Below are 19939 nucleotides of genomic sequence, written 5' to 3' on the forward strand. Positions count from 1 at the left end.
CCATGCGTCGTCGTGGGTGCGTTGGGCTGAGCCCGGCGCGTGCCAACTGCTGCAGATCGTCCTAGTGCGTCGACCGCTTGGGGTCGCGCACGATCCGGGTGCCGCTTGCCCGGTCGTGCCAGGTCAGGCGGTCGCGGTCGAGCCAGGCCCACCAGAACCCCAGGCCGCCAGCCAGCAGCGACACCGTTCCGATCGCGAAACGCAGCCACAGCGCGCGCGACGAGGGCTGGCCGCCGTCGCGTCCGCGCACCCGGATGCGCCAGGGCCGCATGCCCAGGGTCTGGCCGCCATGGCGCCAGCTCACCACCGCATAGCCGCCGGTTGCGAGCCAGCAGCACAGCCACAGCAGCCACTGCAGCGCGCTCATCGGCGCGATGTTCTCGTGGGGGTCGTGATGCCCGGCGAAGGTGTAGCCCGCGGTGAACAGGGCCGACAGCAGCAGCCATAACGCAAGTGCCGGCCACAGGTCGTAGACCAGCGCCAGCAGCCGCCAGCCGATCCAGGGGCGGGCAGGGGCGGCGCTACATGAAGGCGATGCGGACATCGCGACAGGATAGCGGCAGCGCTGCCGAAGCGCGCCGCAGTCGCCTGCGTTTCGACGGGCCGACGGTGCCGGGCCGGCCGCCAGGCTCTAAGCTGCGTACGATGACGCCTGCCACCGCCACGCCCGCCGAACGCCGCGCCCTCGTGGTCGGCCTGCCGCCACTGCGCGACGACGATCGCCACGCGATCGAGGGCTTTCTCGACGCGTTCTGGGCGGAGACCGGGATCGCCGCGCAGACCGGTACGGCCTACCGGCGCGACCTCGAAGGACTCGCGCGCTGGCGCGACGGCCGCGATGGCGGTATCGCGAATGCCGACCGCGCCGCGCTGTTCGATTACCTGGCATGGCGCACGCGCCATGGCTGGTCGCCGCGCAGCAATGCGCGGCTGTTGTCGGCGCTGCGTGCGTTCTATGCCGACCGGCAGCGGCGGCATGGCCGCGCCGACGATCCCACCGCCCTGCTCGAGCCACCGAAGCTGCCGCGCCCGCTGCCCAAGGCCCTGGGCGAATCGCAGATCGAGGCCTTGCTCACCGCGCCGGATGTGACCGCAGCCGATGGTCTGCGCGACCGCACGATGCTCGAGCTGATGTACGCCTGCGGTCTGCGGGTCAGCGAGCTGACCGGCCTGCCGGCCAATGGCGTCAACCTGCGCCAGGGCGCGCTGCGGGTCACCGGCAAGGGCGAACGCACCCGCTTGGTGCCACTGGGCGAGGAGGCGCAGCACTGGCTGCAGCGATATTTGGCCCAGGCGCGCCCGGTGCTGGCCGGTGGCAAGCCGCTACCGGCCGACGCGCAGGGCGGCACGCCCCTGTTCCTGACCGCGCGTCGGCTGCCACTGACGCGACAGCAGTTCTGGGGCCTGGTCAAACGCTACGCCGCGATCGCAGGCATCGACCCGGCCCGCATCAGCCCGCACGGCCTGCGCCACAGCTTCGCCACCCATCTGCTCAACCACGGCGCCGACCTGCGCGCGCTGCAGATGCTGCTTGGCCACAGTTCCCTGTCGACGACCCAGATCTACACCCTCGTCGCCCGCGAACAGCTCAAACGCCTCCACGCCACCCACCACCCGAGGGGGTGAGCCCCCGTCGCCCACGCGGCATGCCGCGTGACGGGGGCGAACGCCTCGCGTGCTTCGCGAGGCCGGACGTGCGCCGAAGTGAATAGCCGATCGCAATTCGACGCCGACCGCGCATGCGCGAACGCCCGGCCAAGGATGGCCGGGCTGGGCGTTCGTCAAGCGACTATGCTCCGCCATGGATGGCGGCGGGAGGTACAACTCCGAGGCGGCATGCCGCGTGACGGGGGCGAACGCCTCGCGTGCTTCGCGAGGCCGGACGTGCGCCGAAGTGAATAGCCGATCGCAATTCGACGCCGACCGCGCATGCGCAAACGCCCGGCCAAGGGTGAGACAAGGGCGCTGCGAGGCACCGCCTCGCGCCCTGGGCGAACGCCCCGCGTGCTGTGCGGGGCCGGCCAGCCGGGCCGGGCGTTCATCGAGCGACGAGGTCCGCCATGGACGGCGGTAGGAAGTATCGACGCCGTGGCGGCACTGCCGCGGGGGCTTGGCGAACGCCTCGCGTGCTTCGCGAGGCCGGACGTGCGCCGAAGTGAATAGCCGATCGCAATTCGACGCCGACCGCGCATGCGCGAACGCCCGGCCAAGGGTGAGACAAGGGCGCTGCGAGGCACCGCCTCGCGCCCTGGGCGAACACCCCGCGTGCTGTGCGGGGCCGGCCAGCCGGGCCGGGCGTTCATCGAGCGACGAGGTCCGCCATGGACGGCGGTGAGAGGTATCGACGCCGTGGCGGCACTGCCGCGCGGGCGCCGTGAACGAGAGCGGGGCCGTCAAGGCGCCCGTGGCGCCCGGGTCCCGGCTTCGTGCCAGAATCGGCGCTTCTGGAGTTTCTCCGTCCGCGGTAGCCCGATGCGATGAAGCGATACCTGTTCGCCCTGTTGAGTGCCTTCAGCCTGTCCGCCTGTGCCCAGGGCACGAGCGCCCCCGATGCGACGGGCGCACCGGCCGCGCCGGCTTCGGCCGCGAGTGCCGCTGCCGACGTGGCGCCGCCGCCGGGCACGCCGGCCGCGAGTGCGCGCAACGCGATCCTGTCGATCAACCCGCAGGTCTCGATCGAGAGCATCCACGACGCGCCGCTGCCCGGTTTCCAGGAAGTGATCGTCGCCGGGCAGGTGCTCTACGTCAGCAACGATGGCCGCTACGTCATGCAGGGCAGCCTGTTCGACGCGCAGGAGAAGCGCGACCTGAGCCAGTCCGGCCTGTCGCAGTTGCGCAAGCGCTTGCTGTCGGAGGTGCCCGAGGAGCAACGCATCATCTTCGCGCCCGCCAACCCCAAGTACACCGTGTCGGTCTTCACCGACGTCGAGTGCGGCTACTGCCGCCGTCTGCACGACGACATCGCCGAGTACAACAAGCGCGGCATCGCCATCGAGTACCTGGCCTATCCGCGCATGGGACCGGACAGTGAGGATTTCCGGTTGATGGAGTCGGTGTGGTGCGCGGCCGATCGTCGCAAGGCCTTGACCGATGCCAAGGCCGGGCGTCGGGTGACCTCCCAGCCCTGCGCCAATCCAGTGGCCGCGCATTACGCGCTGGGCCAGCGCGTGGGCCTGACCGGCACCCCGATGATCGTGGCCGAAGACGGCACCCAGATGCCCGGCTACATGCCCCCGGACCAGTTGCTCGCCGCCCTGCAGCGTCTGGCCGGTGCGGCTGGCGGTCGCTGAGCCGGCAATCAGGACGTAACCGGGCGGCAGGCCCGCCCATTGGCTACAATGGGCGGCCCTGAATCACGGTTTGCCCGGACATGATCGTCCTCGAGGGCCAGCAGGCCCTGTCGCCGTTCCGACGCGAGCGGCTTGAAGCGCGTCTGCAAGCGGTCTCGCCGGCGCTGCGCGTCGCCGACGCCTGGCACGTCTACTTCGTCGAGGCCGAACCGGGCCGCACGCCGGACGACGCCACCCTGCGTCGCCTGCTCGAAGTCGACGCCGGTCCCGGGCCGGCGCGTGCACCGGATGCGGTGTCGCGCATCGTCTCGCCTCGGTTGGGCACGATGTCGCCCTGGGCGAGCAAGGCTGGTGAATTGCTGCGCGGCGCCGGGCTGCCGATCCACCGCGTCGAGCGCGGCCTGCGCATCGATCTGCTCGGCGGGTCCGGTTCGGCCGCAGAGCGCGCCGCGGTGGACAAGCTGCTCCACGACCCGATGACCGAGTCGTTGCTCGACGACGTCGACGCGGCGCAGGCGCTGTTCGCCGTGCCGCAGCGTGGCGTGCTCGAGCGCATCCCGCTCGACGCGCTCGAGGCGGCGAATGCACGGCTCGGCCTGGCGCTGGCCGACGACGAGATCGCCTACCTGCGCGAGCGCTTCGGCGTGCTCGGGCGTGCGCCCTCGGATGTCGAACTGATGATGTTCGCGCAGGCCAACTCGGAGCATTGCCGGCACAAGATCTTCAATGCGACCTGGACCATCGACGGCGAGGCGCAGCCGCAGTCGCTGTTCCGCATGATCCGCCATACGCACGCGCAGACGCCCGAGCACACGCTGTCGGCCTACAGCGACAACGCCGCGGTCGTGGAAGGCTATCCGGCGCGTCGCTTCCGGCCCGACCCGGTGTCGTTCGAGTACCGCAGCGAGCCGTTGCTCGACAGCGCGTTCTGCATCAAGGTCGAGACCCACAATCACCCGACGGCGATCTCGCCGTTCGCCGGTGCGGCGACCGGTGCGGGCGGCGAGATCCGCGACGAGGGCGCGACCGGACGCGGCGGCAAGCCCAAGGCCGGCCTGACCGGCTTCACCGTCTCGCACCTGCGCATCCCGACATTGCCGCAGCCCTGGGAGGGCGCGCGCGCGCTCAACCCGCGCATGGCGCCGGCGCTGGAGATCATGCTCGACGGCCCGCTCGGCGGCGCGGCGTTCAACAACGAGTTCGGGCGGCCCAATCTGCTCGGCTATTTCCGCAGTTTCGAACTGGCCGAGGGCGACGACGGGCTGCAGCGCGGCTACGACAAGCCGATCATGCTGGCCGGCGGCCTGGGCGCGATCGACCGCTCGATGGTTGAAAAGAAACGCCTGTCGCCCGGCGATGCGGTCGTGGTGCTGGGCGGGCCGGCGATGCTGATCGGGCTGGGCGGCGGCGCCGCCAGTTCCGTGGCCTCGGGCGAGAGCGCCGAGGACCTGGATTTCGCCTCGGTGCAGCGCGACAACCCCGAGATGGAACGGCGCTGCCAGGAAGTGATCGACCGCTGCGTCGCGTTGGGCGAGCGCAATCCGATCCTGTGGTTCCACGATGTCGGCGCCGGCGGCTTGTCGAACGCGATTCCCGAGCTGCTGCATGACTCGGGCGTGGGGGGCATCATCGATCTGGACCGGGTGCCCAGCGACGATCCGTCGCTGTCGCCGATGCAGCTGTGGTGCAACGAGTCGCAGGAGCGTTACGTCCTGGGCATTCCGCAGGACCGGGTCGACGAGTTCACCGCGATCTGCGCGCGCGAGCGCTGCCCGTTCGCGGTCGTCGGCGTGGCGACCGCCGAAGAGCACCTGACCGTCGGTTATGGCGTCCTGCCGCAATTGCTTTCCCCGCATGCGGGGGAAGGTGCCCGAAGGGCGGAAGGGGGCGAGGCCGCAAGCGGCGGCAGTGAGTGGCAGCACCCGATCGACCTGCCGATGGACGTGCTGTTCGGCAAGGCGCCGAAGATGCATCGCGACAGCGCACGGCTGGCGCCGCACCGCTGGCCGGCCGTCGATACCCGCAGCATCGACCTGCACGAGGCCGGCCTGCGTGTGCTCGCGCATCCGACCGTCGCAGCCAAGCAGTTCCTGGTCACGATCGGCGACCGCTCGGTCGGCGGGCTGACTGCACGCGACCAGATGGTCGGCCCGTGGCAGCTGCCGGTGGCCGACTGTGCGATCACGCTGTCGGATTTCGATGGTTTCACCGGTGAGGCGATGGCGATCGGCGAGCGCACGCCGCTGGCGCTGATCGACGCCGCCGCCGCGGCGCGCATGGCCGTCGGCGAGGCGATCACCAATCTGTGCGCGGCACCGGTGGAGACGCTGCACCGGGTCAAGCTGTCGGCCAACTGGATGGCCGCCGCCGGTCACCCCGGCGAAGACGCCCGGCTGTTCGATGCCGTGCGTGCGGTTGCGATGGAACTGTGTCCTGCGCTCGACCTGTCGATCCCGGTCGGCAAGGACTCGCTGTCGATGCAGGCGCAGTGGCAGGACGCTGCCAGCGCTTCCGCGTTGTCGAGCGATCCCTCGCAGATCGCCAACAACGTGACCCACAAAGTCGTCTCGCCGGTCTCGCTGATCGTCAGCGCGTTCGCGCCGGTGCCGGACGTGCGCACGCAGCTGACACCGTTGCTGGCACGCGCGCCGGGCAGCGAGCTGTGGTTGATCGGCCTGGGCGCGGGCAAGCAGCGGCTCGGTGGGTCGGTGCTGGCGCAGTGCTTCGACGCGTTCGGCGGGCCGTGCCCGGACGTCGACGATCCGGCCCGGCTGAAGGCGTTTTTCGAATTGATCAGCGAGGCCCGCGAGGCCGGCCTGCTGTTGGCCTACCACGACCGCTCCGATGGCGGCGCGTTCGCTGCCCTGTGCGAGATGGCGTTCTGCTCGCGGCAGGGGCTGGAGATCGACCTGGAAGGCTGGGGCGAGGCGCGCCAGCGCGATGCCGTGCGCACGCTGTTCTCTGAGGAACTGGGTGCGGTGGTGCAGATCGCGTCCGAGGACCGGGCCGAGTTCGCCGACCTGGTCGAGCGGCACGGGTTGATCGAGTGCGCGCAGCGCATCGCCCGGCCGACCTCCTCGCCGACGATTCGCGTCCTCGACGGCGAAGACCCGTTGGCCGAATGGAAATGGGAAGCGCTGTTCGACGCGTGGTGGTCGGTGACCCATGCGATGCAGTCGCTGCGCGACAATCCCGAGTGCGCGGACGAGGAGCGTGCTTGCGCACGCGATTTCGCCACGCCTGGCCTGCGTCCGGTGCTCACGTTCGATCCGGCCTCGGCGCCGTACGTCGCCACCGGCGCACGTCCGCGCGTGGCGATCCTGCGCGAGCAGGGGGTCAACGGCCAGATCGAGATGGCCGCGGCCTTCGATCGTGCGGGCTTTGCCGCGATCGATGTGCACATGAGCGACCTCATTGAGGGACGTGTGGACCTGGCGACCATGCAGGGCCTGGCGGCCTGTGGCGGCTTCAGCTACGGAGACGTGCTCGGCGCAGGACGTGGCTGGGCCACCTCGGTGCTCGAGCGGGCGCAACTGCGCGACGCGTTCGCGGCGTTCTTCGAACGTGGCGATACCTTCTCGCTGGGCGTGTGCAATGGATGCCAGATGCTGTCCCAGCTCAAAGCGATCATCCCGGGCACCGAGCACTGGCCGCGGCTGTTGCGCAACCGCAGCGAGCGCTTCGAGGGCCGTGTCGGCCTGCTCGAGGTCGTCGAGTCGCCGTCGCTGTTTTTTGCCGGCATGACCGGATCGCGTATTCCCGTCGCGATCTCGCATGGCGAAGGGCGGGTGCAGTTCGACGATGCGAAGGCGCGCTCCGCGGCGCGGGTCGCGTTGCGCTACATCGAGGGCGATGGCACGCCCGCGGTGCGCTATCCGGCCAATCCCAACGGCTCGCAGGACGCGATCGCCGGGCTGTGCTCGGACGATGGGCGCGTGACGATCCTGATGCCGCACCCCGAGCGCACCCCGCGCGCCGTCAACTTCAGTTGGGCCCCGGCCGATTGGTCGGACATCAGCCCGTGGATGCGGATGTTCGACAACGTGCGCAGGTCCGTGGCCTGAACTGACGCGATTCGTCACTTTCGCGCAAACCTGTCCAGATCGGGACCCGGCCTATTGGCCGGGTCCCGTCGTCATGCACGCGCGTTCTCCTGTTGCCCACACCGGAGGTACGGTTCTAGAGCAGCCGTGCGCGGTGGAAAATGCCCATGAATTCAGTGTGTTGACGGTCCTGGCCGTTTCGGCTCGACGTCGACTGTAAAACGACCGCGAGGCGCCCCCTTCGTCACCCAACTGACCTCCTGCGGCAGTGCCCCTTGACGCGACGCGTCAGTCTGGGGAGAGTCGGCATCCGGTCGGTCGTTTGGGGACGATTCAAGTTGCGTACACTCGCCATTCATGAAGTTCGCGCTGCAAGGCGCAGTTCCGCGCCAGGCGCGGGTTCCCAGCCCCACTGAATTCCATCGCAAAGCCGCTCGGTCGATCGTCGACCTGCGGCTTTTTTTTCGCCCGTATTCCATCAGACCAACAAGCACTCCGAGGGGAAGCCGTATGAACCGGATCTATCGCAAGGTGTGGAACAAGTCGCTCGGCCAGATCGTCGTCGCCTCCGAACTGGCGACCGGCGACGGCGTCGGTGCGACCATCGCCGTCGGTCGGAGCGCACGGCCCGCGCTGCTGGCGCTGGCGCTGATGGCTGCCATGCCTGCTGCCTGGGCACAGGTCGCCATCGGCGAGCTCGCCGAGTGCACGGTTGGCGGCGTGACCTATGAATGCATCGTGCCGGGGGGCGCGAGTGCTGCGGTGGGGGCGGTCGCCATTGGTGGTGCAGCGCAGGCGGGCGGTGTGACGTCCACCGCCGTGGGCACGCAGACGGTCGCCACCGGGTTCGCCTCGGGTGCCTTCGGCGCGTCGGCGCGCGCCACGGCCCTCCAGGCGCTCGCACTCGGTGCGAATGCACGCGCGATCGCCGCCGACAGTGTCGCGCTGGGTGCCAATTCGCGCGCGAACCGCGCCAATACGGTGTCCGTAGGTGCCGAAGGCGAGGAGCGCCAGATCGTCAACGTGGCCGCGGGCGTAGAGGCCACCGATGCCGTCAACCGCGCGCAGCTCGATGCCGTTGCCGCCGTCGCGGATGTGACTGCGCAGTACGTCGCGGGGACCGGCGAAGGTGCGGCGGCTGCCGACGGCGATGTCGCCTTCGCCGCCGGCTCGGATGCGACGGCCGGCGGTGATGGCAGCGTTGCCGTCGGCGCGGGCAGCAGCGCATCCGGGATCGAAGCCACGGCGGCGGGCTATGGCAGCGATGCGTCGGGCGAACTCGCGAGCGCGATCGGTGCCGAAAGCATTGCCAGCGGCGGCATGTCGGCCGCACTCGGCTTCCAGGCGGCGGCCGAGGGCGAGTGGTCGACCGCAGTCGGCGCGCTGGCGTCTGCGAGTGCACAGGAAGCCACGGCGCTCGGCAATGGCAGCGCGGCCAGTGGTGTCGCCTCGACCGCCGTCGGCACTGGCGCTGTGGCGTCGGCCGACAACAGCGTCGCGCTGGGCGCCAACTCGGTGGCCGATCGCGAAGACAGCGTCTCGGTGGGCTCTGAAGGTGCTGAGCGCCAGATCACCAATGTCGCCGATGGCGAGAACGTCACCGACGCCGTGAACCTGGGCCAGTTGCAGGAGGCGACGGCCTACAACCAGTACTTCCGCGCGACCGGCGACGGCGAGGCCTCCGCCGACGGCGAAGACGCAACCGCGTCGGGCTCGAATGCGATCGCCGAGGCGGATTATTCGACTGCGGTCGGTTCGACGACCTATGCATCCGGCATTGGGTCTTCGGCCTTCGGCAGCGGCGCGAGCGCCAGCGGCCAGTACGCGACGGCGTCGGGCTACAACGCGGTCGCCGAGGGCGACTCGAGCACGGCCGTCGGCGGTTGGCTGTACTACGAGGATGAGAACGGCAACGTGTTGCTGGACCAGACCACGACGGCCAGCGAAGTCGGCGCGTCGGCGCTGGGCGCCGGTGCGCAGGCACTCGGTGCGTTCAGTACGGCCACTGGTGCGGCGGCGAACGCGACGGGCACGCAGTCGACGGCGCTCGGCTACAGCAGCAGTGCGGTCACCGACGGATCGAGTGCGTTGGGTGCGTTCTCTGAAGCAACCGGCGGCTTCGCCACCGCGGTGGGCTACGGCAGCGTCGCCAGCGGCGACTACGGCCTGGCGGTCGGTGGCATCGCGGACTACGGCGACCTGCTGATCGGCTTCCCCGGTTTGATCCTGCAGGCGACCGAGGCCAGCGGCGTGGCATCGACCGCGCTGGGCAACGGCGCACTGGCAACCGACCTCGGCGCGACCGCTGTTGGTACGTTGGCCGAGGCGACCGGGGTGCAGGCGACATCGTTGGGCACACTGGCGTATGCGACCGCGGACGGCGCGTCGGCTCTGGGCAGCGGCAGTTCGGCCAGTGGAGTGGATTCGACGGCGATCGGCTTCCTGGCCGGTGCGTCGGCCGACAACAGCGTGGCCTTGGGTGCGAGCTCGGTGGCCGATCGCGAGAACAGCGTGTCGGTCGGTGCGGCGGGCAGCGAGCGGCAGATCACCAATGTCGCGGCGGGCGCCGAGGCGACTGACGCGGTCAACGTCGCGCAACTCGAGGAAGCGACCCAATACAACAAGTACTTCGCCGCGTCGGGTGGTGAGGACAGCGATAACGCCGCATATGCGGACGGCGACTACGCCACCGCGGCGGGCGAATCGGCCCTGGCTTCGGCGCAGGGCGCTTCGGCGTTCGGCAGCGGCGCGTTCGCGCTCGGGGAGAATGCGACAGCGGTCGGCTTCAACGCCGTGGCCGATGGGCAGAACAGTGCGGCGTTCGGCGCAGGCGCCGAGGCGCATGGTGCGGCGAGCGTGGCGGTGGGGGGCAATGCTGTCGACGAGAATGGCGAGCCGCTGCTGACGCTCGGTGGGCAGCCGGTCGAGACCTCGGCCACGAGCGCAGGCGTGGCCGGCACTGCGGTTGGCGCAAGTGCGGAGGCCGCCGGCTTCGCATCGTCGGCCTATGGCGTGGGCGCGTCGGCGCTGGGCGCGCAGTCGTCTGCGTTCGGTGCGATCGCCACGGCTTCGGCGGACTATGCAACGGCGGTCGGCACGCAGGCGATCGCCAGTGGTGCGAGCAGCGTCGCCGTCGGTGGGCCGGCGGATCTGATCCCCGGCCTGGGTCTGCTGGTCTCGACCCGGGCTTCGGGCGACGGCGCGGCCGCGTTCGGCAGCGGCGCGATCGCCTCGGGAACCAACGGCACCGCGGTCGGCACCCTCACCGAGGCCGAAGGCGAAGGTAGCGTCGCGCTGGGCTACTTCGCCTATGCGCCCGGCACCAATGCCGCCGCGTTGGGCGCCGAGTCGTGGGCCAGCGGCGAGAACAGCACGGCGGTGGGCTTCTACAGCACGGCCTTGGCCGATAACAGCGTGGCGCTGGGCGCCAACTCCACGGCTGATCGCGACAACACGGTGTCGGTCGGTTCGGCAGGTGAGGAACGACAGATCACCAACGTCGCCGAAGGTACCGAGACGACCGACGCCGTGAACCTGGGCCAGCTGCAGGAAGCCACGGCTTACAACCAGTACTTCCGTGCGACCGGCGACGGCGAAGCCTCCGCCGAGGGCGAAGACGCAACCGCGTCGGGCTCGAATGCGATCGCCGAGGCGGATTATTCGACCGCGATCGGCTCGACGACCTACGCCTCGGGCGTCGGGTCGTCGGCCTTCGGCAGCGGCGCGAGCGCCAGCGGCCAGTACGCGACGGCGTCGGGCTACAACGCGCTGGCTGAAGGCGACTCGAGCACGGCGGTTGGTGGCTGGCTGTACTACGAGGATGAGAACGGCAACGTGTTGCTGGACCAGACCACGACGGCCAGCGAAGTCGGCGCGTCGGCGCTGGGCGCCGGTGCGCAGGCACTCGGTGCGTTCAGTACGGCCACTGGTGCGGCGGCGAACGCGACGGGCACGCAGTCGACGGCGCTCGGCTACAGCAGCAGTGCGGTCACCGACGGATCGAGTGCGTTGGGTGCGTTCTCTGAAGCAACCGGCGGCTTCGCCACCGCGGTGGGCTACGGCAGCGTCGCCAGCGGCGACTACGGCCTGGCGGTCGGTGGCATCGCGGACTACGGCGACCTGCTGATCGGCTTCCCCGGTTTGATCCTGCAGGCGACCGAGGCCAGCGGCGTGGCATCGACCGCGCTGGGCAACGGCGCACTGGCAACCGACCTCGGCGCGACCGCAGTCGGTACGTTGGCCGAGGCGACCGGGGTGCAGGCGACATCGTTGGGCACACTGGCGTATGCGACCGCGGACGGCGCGTCGGCGCTGGGCAGCGGTAGTTCGGCCAGTGGAGTGGATTCGACGGCGGTCGGCTTCCTGGCCGGCGCATCGGCCGACAACAGCGTGGCGCTGGGTGCGAGTTCGGTCGCCGACCGGGAGGACAGCGTGTCGGTCGGTTCGGCGGGCAACGAGCGGCAGATCACCAATGTCGCCGAAGGCACCGAGACGACCGACGCCGTGAACCTGGGCCAGTTGCAGGAGGCGACCGCCTACAACCAGTACTTCCGTGCGACCGGCGACGGCGAAGCCTCCGCCGAGGGCGAAGACGCAACCGCGTCGGGCTCGAATGCGATCGCCGAAGCGGATTACTCGACCGCAGTCGGTTCGACCACCTACGCCTCGGGCGTTGGGTCGTCGGCGTTCGGCAGTGGCGCGAGTGCGAGTGGTCAGTACGCGACGGCGTCGGGCTACAACGCGGTGGCCGACGGCGACTCGAGCACCGCGGTTGGTGGCTGGTTGTACTACGAGGATGAAAACGGCGGCGTCGTGCTCGACAAGACGACAATGGCCATTGAAGTCGGCGATTCGGCATTCGGTGCAGGCGCGCAGGCGACTGGCGGATTCAGCACGGCCACTGGCGCAGCCTCGAGCGCGAGCGGTCTGCAATCCACGGCGACTGGCTACTCGAGTGAGGCTGCGGGCGACTACAGCGTCGCGAACGGTGGCTTCAGCGTCGCGAGCGGTCGAGGTGCCACTGCACTCGGATATGCGACAGAGGCATCGAACCAGTACGCCACGGCGGTCGGCTGGGGCGCGGTGGCCAGCGGTGCGGGCAGTACGGCGGTTGGCGGTATGGGAGATCTGGTGCCTGGCTTGGGCTTCCTGGTCCCAGCCGAAGCGGCTGGCACGGCTGCTTCCGCGTTTGGCTCGGGATCGGGTGCATGGAGCAACTACACCACTGCGATCGGCGCCCTGGCGCAGGCCGACGGGGTGGGCGCGACGGCGCTGGGCTACTTCGCCTATGCCCAGGCCGAGACTTCGACTGCGGTGGGTGCGCGGTCCTGGGGCAGCGGCGATCGTGCCACTGCGGTGGGCTACTACACCACTGCTGAAGGCGACGACAGCACTGCATTGGGCGTCAACGCGTTCGCATCGGCCGACAACAGCGTCGCGTTGGGCGCGAATTCGGTCGCCGACCGAGTGGACAGCGTGTCGGTCGGTTCGGAAGGCAACGAGCGTCAGATCACCAATGTCGCGGCGGGCACCGAGGACACCGATGCGGTGAATCTGGCGCAGCTCAATGCTGCCGCGGATGGCGCCCTGCTCGCGGGCCGCTACTTCCGTGCCACCGGCGACGGCGAGGCCTATGTCGAAGGTGAGGACGCGATCGCAGCAGGCTCGAATGCGATTGCCGAAGCGGACTATGCGACCGCGATGGGTTCGACGACCTATGCCTCGGGTGTCGGTTCGTCGGCCTTCGGCAGCGGCGCGAGCGCAAGCGGTCAGTACGCGACGGCATCGGGCTACAACGCGGTCGCCGAGGGCGACTCGAGCACGGCCGTTGGCGGTTGGCTGTACTACGAGAACGAGGATGGCGAGGTGGTGCTCGACCAGACGACGACCGCCAGCGAAGTCGGCGCGTCTGCCTTTGGCGCCGGTGCGCAGGCACTCGGTGCGTTCAGTACGGCCACTGGTGCGGCGGCCAGCGCGACGGGTGCGCAGTCGACGGCGCTCGGCTACAGCAGCAGTGCGATCACCGACGGATCGAGTGCGTTGGGTGCGTTCTCTGAAGCAACCGGCGGCTTCGCCACCGCGGTGGGCTACGGCAGCGTCGCCAGCGGCGACTACGGCCTGGCGGTCGGCGGCATCGCGGACTACGGCGACCTGCTGATCGGCTTCCCGGGCTTGATCCTGCAGACGACCGAGGCCAGCGGTGTGGCGTCGACTGCGCTGGGCAACGGCGCCTGGGCGACTGACGTCGGCGCGACTGCTGTCGGTACGTTGGCCGAGGCGACGGGTGTGCAGACAACGTCCGTCGGCGCGTTGGCCTACGCAACCGCGGATGGTGCCTCGGCGCTGGGCAGCGGCAGTTCGGCCAGCGGCGTCGACTCGACCGCAATCGGCTTCCTGGCCGACGCGTCGGCCGACAACAGCGTGGCGCTGGGTGCGAACTCGGTGGCCGACCGGGCGGATAGTGTGTCGATCGGCGCGGAAGGCAGCGAGCGGCAGATCACCAACGTCGCGGCGGGTACGCAGGCGACCGATGCGGTCAATGTTTCGCAACTCGAGCAGGCGACCCAGTACAACAAGTACTTCGCCGCGTCGGGCGGTGAGGACAGCGAAGGCGCCGCCCATGCGGATGGCGATTACGCGACGGCGGCAGGTGAGTCGGCGCTCGCGTCGGCGCTGGGGGCCTCGGCGTTCGGTAGTGGTGCACACGCGTCTGCAGCGAACAGTGTGGCCATTGGCTTCAACAGCTTCGCCGCAGCGGAGGGCGCGGTCGCAATCGGCGGCCTTGGCCAGGCTTACGACGAGTTCAACAGTCCGATCATGGAAGACGGCGAGGCTGTGCTGGTATCGACACAGGCTGAGGCGGGTGGCACTGCTGTCGGCTCGGGCGCGCTTGCGACGGGACAGAATGCCACCGCGTTGGGCAATGGTGCCCAGGCGCTGGGTGACAACAGCTATGCCGGCGGCGTGAAGTCGCGGGCCACCGGTAACTGGAGCACAGCCGTCGGTAGCAATGCTTGGGCCAGTGGCGACGATGCCACCGCGACCGGCGCTTACGCTTGGGCGACCGCCAACGGTGCCACGGCATACGGTACGTCCGCATGGGCGACGTCGGCGAATGCCTCGGCGTTCGGCTATGGCGCCTGGGCCGACGGATCAGGCGCGACCGCGTTAGGCATGGACACATGGGCCGATGGCGTCAACGCCATTGCTGTGGGACGTGGTGCGTTGAGCACTGCTGACCAGGCGATCGCGATCGGCGCGACGTCGCTCGCTGACGGCATTGGCGCGATCGTTGTGGGACGCGGCGCCTTAGGCCTTGCGGATGGCGGGGTAGCGCTGGGCTCCCGTGCCATGGTCGATGCCGAGGGCGGTCTCGCGCTCGGTGCCAACACCAGCGTCGTGTCCGAAGGTAGCGTTGCCCTCGGCGAAGGCGCACGCGCGGACCGGGCCGGCACAGTGTCAGTCGGTGCGTCGGCGGTGTGGACCGACGAGTACGGCGTCACGCATGAGGCGAGACAGCGTCAGATCACCAACGTCGCGGCCGGTACTGAAGACACCGACGCGGTGAATCTGGCGCAACTCAACAGCGTCGCCGACAGCGTCGGCAACCTGGCTGAGACTGCGTTGGTGTACGACGACGAGAGCAAAGCCCGAGTCACGCTGGGGGGGGGCGATGGCACGGTGATCGGTAATGTCGCGGCTGGCGAGGTCGCTGCCGACAGTTCCGAAGCCGTTAACGGCAGCCAGTTGTTCGAAACCAACGAGCGCGTCGGCATCGTGGAAGGTCGTGTTGACGCGCTCGACGGGCGTATCGGCGACATCGAAGGCGTCACTGCGAACGCGGTGACCTTCGACGACGCCGATCACGGCTCGATCACCTTGGCCGATGAAGGCACGGTGATCTCCAACGTCAAGAACGGCGACGTCTCGGCGACGAGCACCCAGGCGATCAACGGAAGCCAGCTTCACGGTGCGATGCAGTCGGCGGCCGACATCTTCGGCGGTGGTGTCACGATGACGGCCGCCGGCACGCTGAGCATGCCGAGCTACGCGATCCAGGGCGCCAGCTACACCTCGATCGGCGACACCTTCGCTGCACTCGACAACCAGATCACCGAGCTCAAGACGCGTGTGGGCCAGGTCGAGACGGTGATCGAGTCCGGCGCCGGCACCAATGACCAAGTGGCGGTGGGCGGCGATACGCCGGCGACGATCGCCGACGGCTCCAACGGTGTCGCGGTCGGTGACGGTGCCCAGACCGGGGGGCAGAATGGCGTGGCGGTGGGTGGCGATGCCTACGCGCATGGTCCCAACGACACCGCCATCGGCGGCAATGCCAAGGTGTACGCGGACGGCAGCACGGCGCTCGGTGCCAACACGACGATCACCGCCGAGGCGACCAACGCAGTGGCTGTCGGTGAGGGTGCGAGCGTGAGCGCGGCGTCGGGTACGGCGCTGGGACAGGGGGCGTCGGTCACTGCGGAGGGGGCGGTGGCGCTGGGACAGGGTTCGGTCGCCGACCGCGCCAACACCGTCTCGGTCGGCAGCGCGGGCAATGAGCGTCAGATCACCAACGTCGCGGCCGGTACCGCTGCGACCGACGCGGCCAATGTCGGCCAGGTCAACGCAGGGGTCAGCGAGGCGAAGGCCTATGCCGACACCACCGCGACGCAGGCGGTGGCCACGTCCAAGGCCTACACCGACCAGAAGTTTGCGACCTGGAACGACAGCTTCGAAACGTTCAAGGGCGATGTCGATCGCCGGTTCTACGACACCGAGCGTCGCATCGACCGTCAGGGCGCGATGGGGGCCGCGATGTTGAACATGGCCACCAGCGCCGCCGGCATCCGCACGCAGAACCGCGTCGGCGTCGGTGTCGGCTTCCAGGGCGGCGAGAGCGCGCTGTCGCTCGGCTACCAGCGCGCGATCAGCGAACGCGCCACGATCACCGTGGGCGGTGCGTTCAGCGGCGATGAGAAATCCGTGGGTGTGGGCGCCGGCTTCGGCTGGTAATCCCGCGGGGACCGGTGGGCTTTGCCCGCCGGTCCGCGGTTCGATGGCATCGGGGCCACCTGCTGCCATCCATGCGACGTCCGTCGGGGCGGCGGCCTTGTGCTGCCGTGCCGACGCTTCCGAGGTCCAAAACTTCAACGAGGGTCCAAAATGAAGAACAGCATCATCCCCAGCGCCCTGGCCATCGCGGTCGGTGCGGTGCTCGCCACCGGTGCCGTCCATGCGGGCAAGACCCAGCGCCCGTCCGACAAGGCGGGGGCCGAGGTGCCATTGCAGCAATCGGACGCGACCCCGATCCGACGCTTCATCGTCGAGTATCGGGATGGCGCGCGGGAGCGGCAGGACCAGCAGGCAGCGGTTGCGGGTGTGCGTACCGCGCTTGCCCGCTCGGGCATCGTGCGCGGTGCCACCAAGGCGAACAACGTGCAGTACCTGCGCACGCTCGCGACCGGGCATCAGGTGATGCGCCTGGCCCAGGGCGTGGACCGTGTCTCCGCCGAAGCCCTGATGCGCCAGATCGCCGCCGATCCGAACGTCAAGTCGGTCGCGCCAGACCGTCTGCGCCAGATCGCTGCCGCGCCGGTGCAGCCAGCCTACGTCCCCAACGATCCGGGGCTGGAATGGCAGTGGCACATGCTCGCGCCCGACGGCACCGTGACCGGCGATGGCGGCCCCAACCGCGGCGGCGTCAACGCGCCCGCCGCGTGGGACCTCACGGACGGCGACGGCATCACGATCGCGGTGCTCGACACCGGCATTACCGAACACCCCGACATCGACAGCTCGCTCGGCGATGCCGGCTACGACTTCATCTCCGACAAGCTCGTGTCTGGCCGCACCACCGATGACCGCGTGGCGGGCGGTTGGGACCTGGGTGACTGGACGATCGGCTACCCCGGCGCGGAGACCTGCCAACAGCGCAACAGCAGCTGGCACGGCACCCACGTCGCCGGGACCGCCGGTGCGCAGCGGACCGACAACGGTGTCGCGGTCGCCGGCGTTGCCTACGGCGCCAAGATCCTGCCGGTCCGCGTCCTTGGCCATTGCGGTGGCTACGATTCGGACATCGTCGACGCCATCATCTGGGCGGCGGGCGGAGACGTGGATGGCGTGCCGGCCAATGCCAACCCCGCGCATGTCATCAACCTGAGCCTGGGCGGCACCGGGGCCTGTTCGGCAGCCGAGGCCGACGCGATCGCGCAGGCGAATGCGCTGGGCGCGACCGTGGTGATCGCCGCGGGCAACAGCAATGCCGACGTGGCGAACTTCTCGCCGGCGAACTGCCCGGGCGCGATCGCCGTCGCGTCCAACGGCATCACCAGCCGCCGTGCGTACTACTCCAACTACGGCACGGGCATCGACATCTCGGCCCCGGGTGGCGGCGTCTACGCCAATGACAGTAGTTCGGGCACGCAGATCAATGACGGCTTCGTGTGGCAGGCCAAGAACCCGAGCACGACGACGCCCACGCCGCTGGCCAGCTTCACCAACGTCCCGACCGCTGGCACCGCCGGCACCTCGCAAGCCTCGCCGCACGTCGCCGGCGTGGTTGCGCTGATGCAGGGTGCGCGCCTGGCCGCTGAGCTGCCGCTGCTCACCCCGGAGGAAGTGCTCGATGTGCTCAAGCGCACCGTCACGCCCTTCACGGTGGCCCCGTCGACCAGCCAGCCGATCGGCCCGGGCATCGTCAATGCCGGCGCCGCGGTGCTCAAGGCCATCGAGCCGCCGTGCGATCCGGAAGTCGAGAGCTGCGCGCCGGATTCGACGCCGATCAGCAATGGCGTGCCCATGCGCAGTCTGGCGGGTACGGCGGGCAGCGAGACGCTGTACTCGATCGAAGTGCCGGCTGGCGTGACCGGCGCGCTGACGATCACCACCAGTGGTGGCAGCGGTGACGTCTCGCTCCATGTCAGCCTCGACGAGGCGCCGGCACAGACCGGGACCTGGAACTCGACGCGTCCGGGTAACACCGAGACTGTCCGGATCAATCGGCCAGCCGCGGGCATCTACTACATCAAGCTGGCCGGCACGCGCGCCTACAGCAACGTGACTCTGCAGGCGAAGTTCACGGCGCCGGCTCCGGTGGTTTAAGACCGCCGCCGCACCCGCAAGGACGCGGGTGCGGTCCACCATTCGAGCCCGCGGCCAGCCGCGGGCTTTTTGCGGCGCTTTTCCCGAATCAAGGCGGGCGTTGGCGTTCACTTCGGATGAGTGGCGCAGGGGCCGCCCACCCGAAAAACCGGGGTCAGAGTGCAAATTAGCCTGGGGAAATTGCACTCTGACCCCGGTTCTGGACGCGTGCGGCCCGACTTCGGGCGGATGCGGAGTCGCCCACGGAAGGCGTCGCGCACGGTCGGCCTCTCTCTGTGCGTGTAGCGGGCGGGCCCGAGCGGTACAGGCCGCATCTGGGATACTGTCGCGCCAGGTTCCCGCCCAGATCGCCATGTCCAAACCTTCCGGTCCGCGCCGTTCCCCGGTCGAGAAAGCCGCCCGCCGCGCGCAGGGCACGCCGATCCATGCGCAGCTGCGCGACGGCGATGGTCGCGTGTTGGCCGGTGCGACGCTGGAAGACGGCGAGTGGACGATGGTGCTCGCCGGTCGCCCGGTGGCGAGTACGCCGAGCGCCGCGATGCTGCTGGCGATGCTGCGCCACACCGCCGCGGTGCAGGGGCGGGCCGGTGTGCGGACCCGGCTGTCGGTTTCCAAAGTCCTCGACGCCGCCGCGTGCGCGGAGGCGCAGGCGGCCGGTCGTACGCTCGCCGCGCACCTGGACTGGCTCGAGGCCGAGCGGCGGACGCGCAACGACCCGGCGCCGGCCGTGCATTGAACGCGAGCGCCCGGCACGGCCTGCTGAACGATGAACCGTGCAGGCGATGTCGAGGGCGCCGGCGGTCGTCGTCGCTATCATCCGCGGCTCGTCCGTTCGGTACGCCTGCGATGGTTCGCTTCCGTCTGTTGCCCGCCCTGGTGTCGTTGCCTGTCGCCGTCGTGTTGCTGGCCGGCTGTGGGCGCAACGTGCGCGAGGACGTGCCATTCATGGGCGAATCGTTCGATGCCGACGATATCTACTCGCGCACCTACGCCCTGCCGCCGGCCCAGGCGTGCAGCGCGGCCCGGTTGGCATTGCTCGGGCAGGGCTACGCGGTCGGCAAGGCAGGAGATGACGCGGTCGAAGCGACCAAGAACTTCCAGCCCGAGGACGAGGTGCACACGCAACTGTCTGTGCGCGTGTCGTGCGTGCCGCGCGGCAGCGACCGGACGTTGCTGTTCGTCAGCGCGCTGCTCGACCGCTACGTGCTGCGCAAGAGTTCGAACTCGGCGAGCCTGGGCGTCGGTGCGCTCGGCTCGTTGTCGGTGCCGATCGGCAGTCGCGAGGATTCGCTGGTGCGCGTGGCCAGCAGCACCGTGCAGGATGCCGGCTTCTACCGCCGGTTCTTCGAGCGGGTGGGCTACTACGTCCCGAGCCCGGCGAACGAGGACCGCCGCCCGCCAGCGGCCCAGGACGGTGAGGATCCGCCCCCCGACGATCTGCACCGCCCGGCACGGGACGACGCGCCGCGCTGAGCCCCGGCTACGACCGAACTGCTACAGTCG

8 protein-coding genes are annotated in these 19939 nt (G+C 69.7%); 7 read left to right on the plus strand and 1 reads right to left on the minus strand.

Annotation, left to right across the window (positions count from 1 at the left end; genetic code table 11):
- Positions 1-61: 61 nt before the first annotated feature.
- Positions 62-544 carry an RDD family protein gene (locus ABE488_RS10460; RefSeq protein ID WP_346448261.1) on the minus strand — a complete coding sequence of 161 codons (483 nt, stop codon included), beginning with the start codon at positions 542-544 and terminating at the stop codon, positions 62-64.
- 101 nt (positions 545-645) lie between these two features.
- Here ABE488_RS10460 and xerD point away from each other — a divergent pair, with 101 nt between their 5' ends.
- From xerD to ABE488_RS10495, 7 genes are all read left to right on the plus strand, one after another.
- A complete protein-coding gene (xerD, locus tag ABE488_RS10465; protein WP_346448262.1) occupies positions 646-1626 on the plus strand; it encodes a site-specific tyrosine recombinase XerD in 981 nt (326 codons plus the stop codon).
- 851 nt (positions 1627-2477) lie between these two features.
- The gene (locus ABE488_RS10470; protein WP_346442936.1) at positions 2478-3290 is read left to right on the plus strand and encodes a DsbC family protein; all 813 of its coding nucleotides are present in this window, start codon (positions 2478-2480) and stop codon (positions 3288-3290) included.
- A gap of 80 nt (positions 3291-3370) precedes the next feature.
- Entirely contained in the window at positions 3371-7354 is a 3984-nt protein-coding gene (gene purL / locus ABE488_RS10475; RefSeq protein ID WP_346448264.1) for a phosphoribosylformylglycinamidine synthase, read from the plus strand.
- A 489-nt stretch (positions 7355-7843) separates the two neighbouring features.
- Positions 7844-16345 (plus strand): ESPR-type extended signal peptide-containing protein, encoded by an 8502-nt coding sequence (locus ABE488_RS10480; protein ID WP_346448266.1) that lies wholly within the window; start codon positions 7844-7846, stop codon positions 16343-16345.
- Positions 16346-16495: 150 nt separating this feature from the next.
- A complete protein-coding gene (locus tag ABE488_RS10485; RefSeq protein WP_346448267.1) occupies positions 16496-18436 on the plus strand; it encodes a S8 family serine peptidase in 1941 nt (646 codons plus the stop codon).
- Between the two features lie 352 nt (positions 18437-18788).
- On the plus strand, positions 18789-19172 hold the full coding sequence (locus tag ABE488_RS10490; RefSeq protein ID WP_346445716.1) for a hypothetical protein: 384 nt from the start codon (positions 18789-18791) through the stop codon (positions 19170-19172).
- A 110-nt stretch (positions 19173-19282) separates the two neighbouring features.
- Positions 19283-19909 carry a DUF2242 domain-containing protein gene (locus tag ABE488_RS10495; RefSeq protein ID WP_346448268.1) on the plus strand — a complete coding sequence of 209 codons (627 nt, stop codon included), beginning with the start codon at positions 19283-19285 and terminating at the stop codon, positions 19907-19909.
- Positions 19910-19939: the final 30 nt, after the last annotated feature.

Source organism: Luteimonas sp. TWI662 (genome assembly GCF_039673825.1).
Taxonomy (GTDB): Bacteria; Pseudomonadota; Gammaproteobacteria; order Xanthomonadales; family Xanthomonadaceae; genus Luteimonas.

Excerpts from the sequence above, each read along its gene's own strand:
- ABE488_RS10490 (WP_346445716.1), top strand. The coding sequence starts at position 18,789 with ATGTCCAAACCTTCCGGTCCGCGCCGTTCCCCGGTCGAGAAAGCCGCC.
- ABE488_RS10495 (WP_346448268.1), top strand. The coding sequence starts at position 19,283 with ATGGTTCGCTTCCGTCTGTTGCCCGCCCTGGTGTCGTTGCCTGTCGCC.
- ABE488_RS10485 (WP_346448267.1), top strand. The coding sequence starts at position 16,496 with ATGAAGAACAGCATCATCCCCAGCGCCCTGGCCATCGCGGTCGGTGCG.
- ABE488_RS10480 (WP_346448266.1), top strand. The coding sequence starts at position 7,844 with ATGAACCGGATCTATCGCAAGGTGTGGAACAAGTCGCTCGGCCAGATC.
- ABE488_RS10460 (WP_346448261.1), bottom strand. The coding sequence starts at position 544 with ATGTCCGCATCGCCTTCATGTAGCGCCGCCCCTGCCCGCCCCTGGATC.
- xerD (WP_346448262.1), top strand. The coding sequence starts at position 646 with ATGACGCCTGCCACCGCCACGCCCGCCGAACGCCGCGCCCTCGTGGTC.
- ABE488_RS10470 (WP_346442936.1), top strand. The coding sequence starts at position 2,478 with ATGAAGCGATACCTGTTCGCCCTGTTGAGTGCCTTCAGCCTGTCCGCC.
- purL (WP_346448264.1), top strand. The coding sequence starts at position 3,371 with ATGATCGTCCTCGAGGGCCAGCAGGCCCTGTCGCCGTTCCGACGCGAG.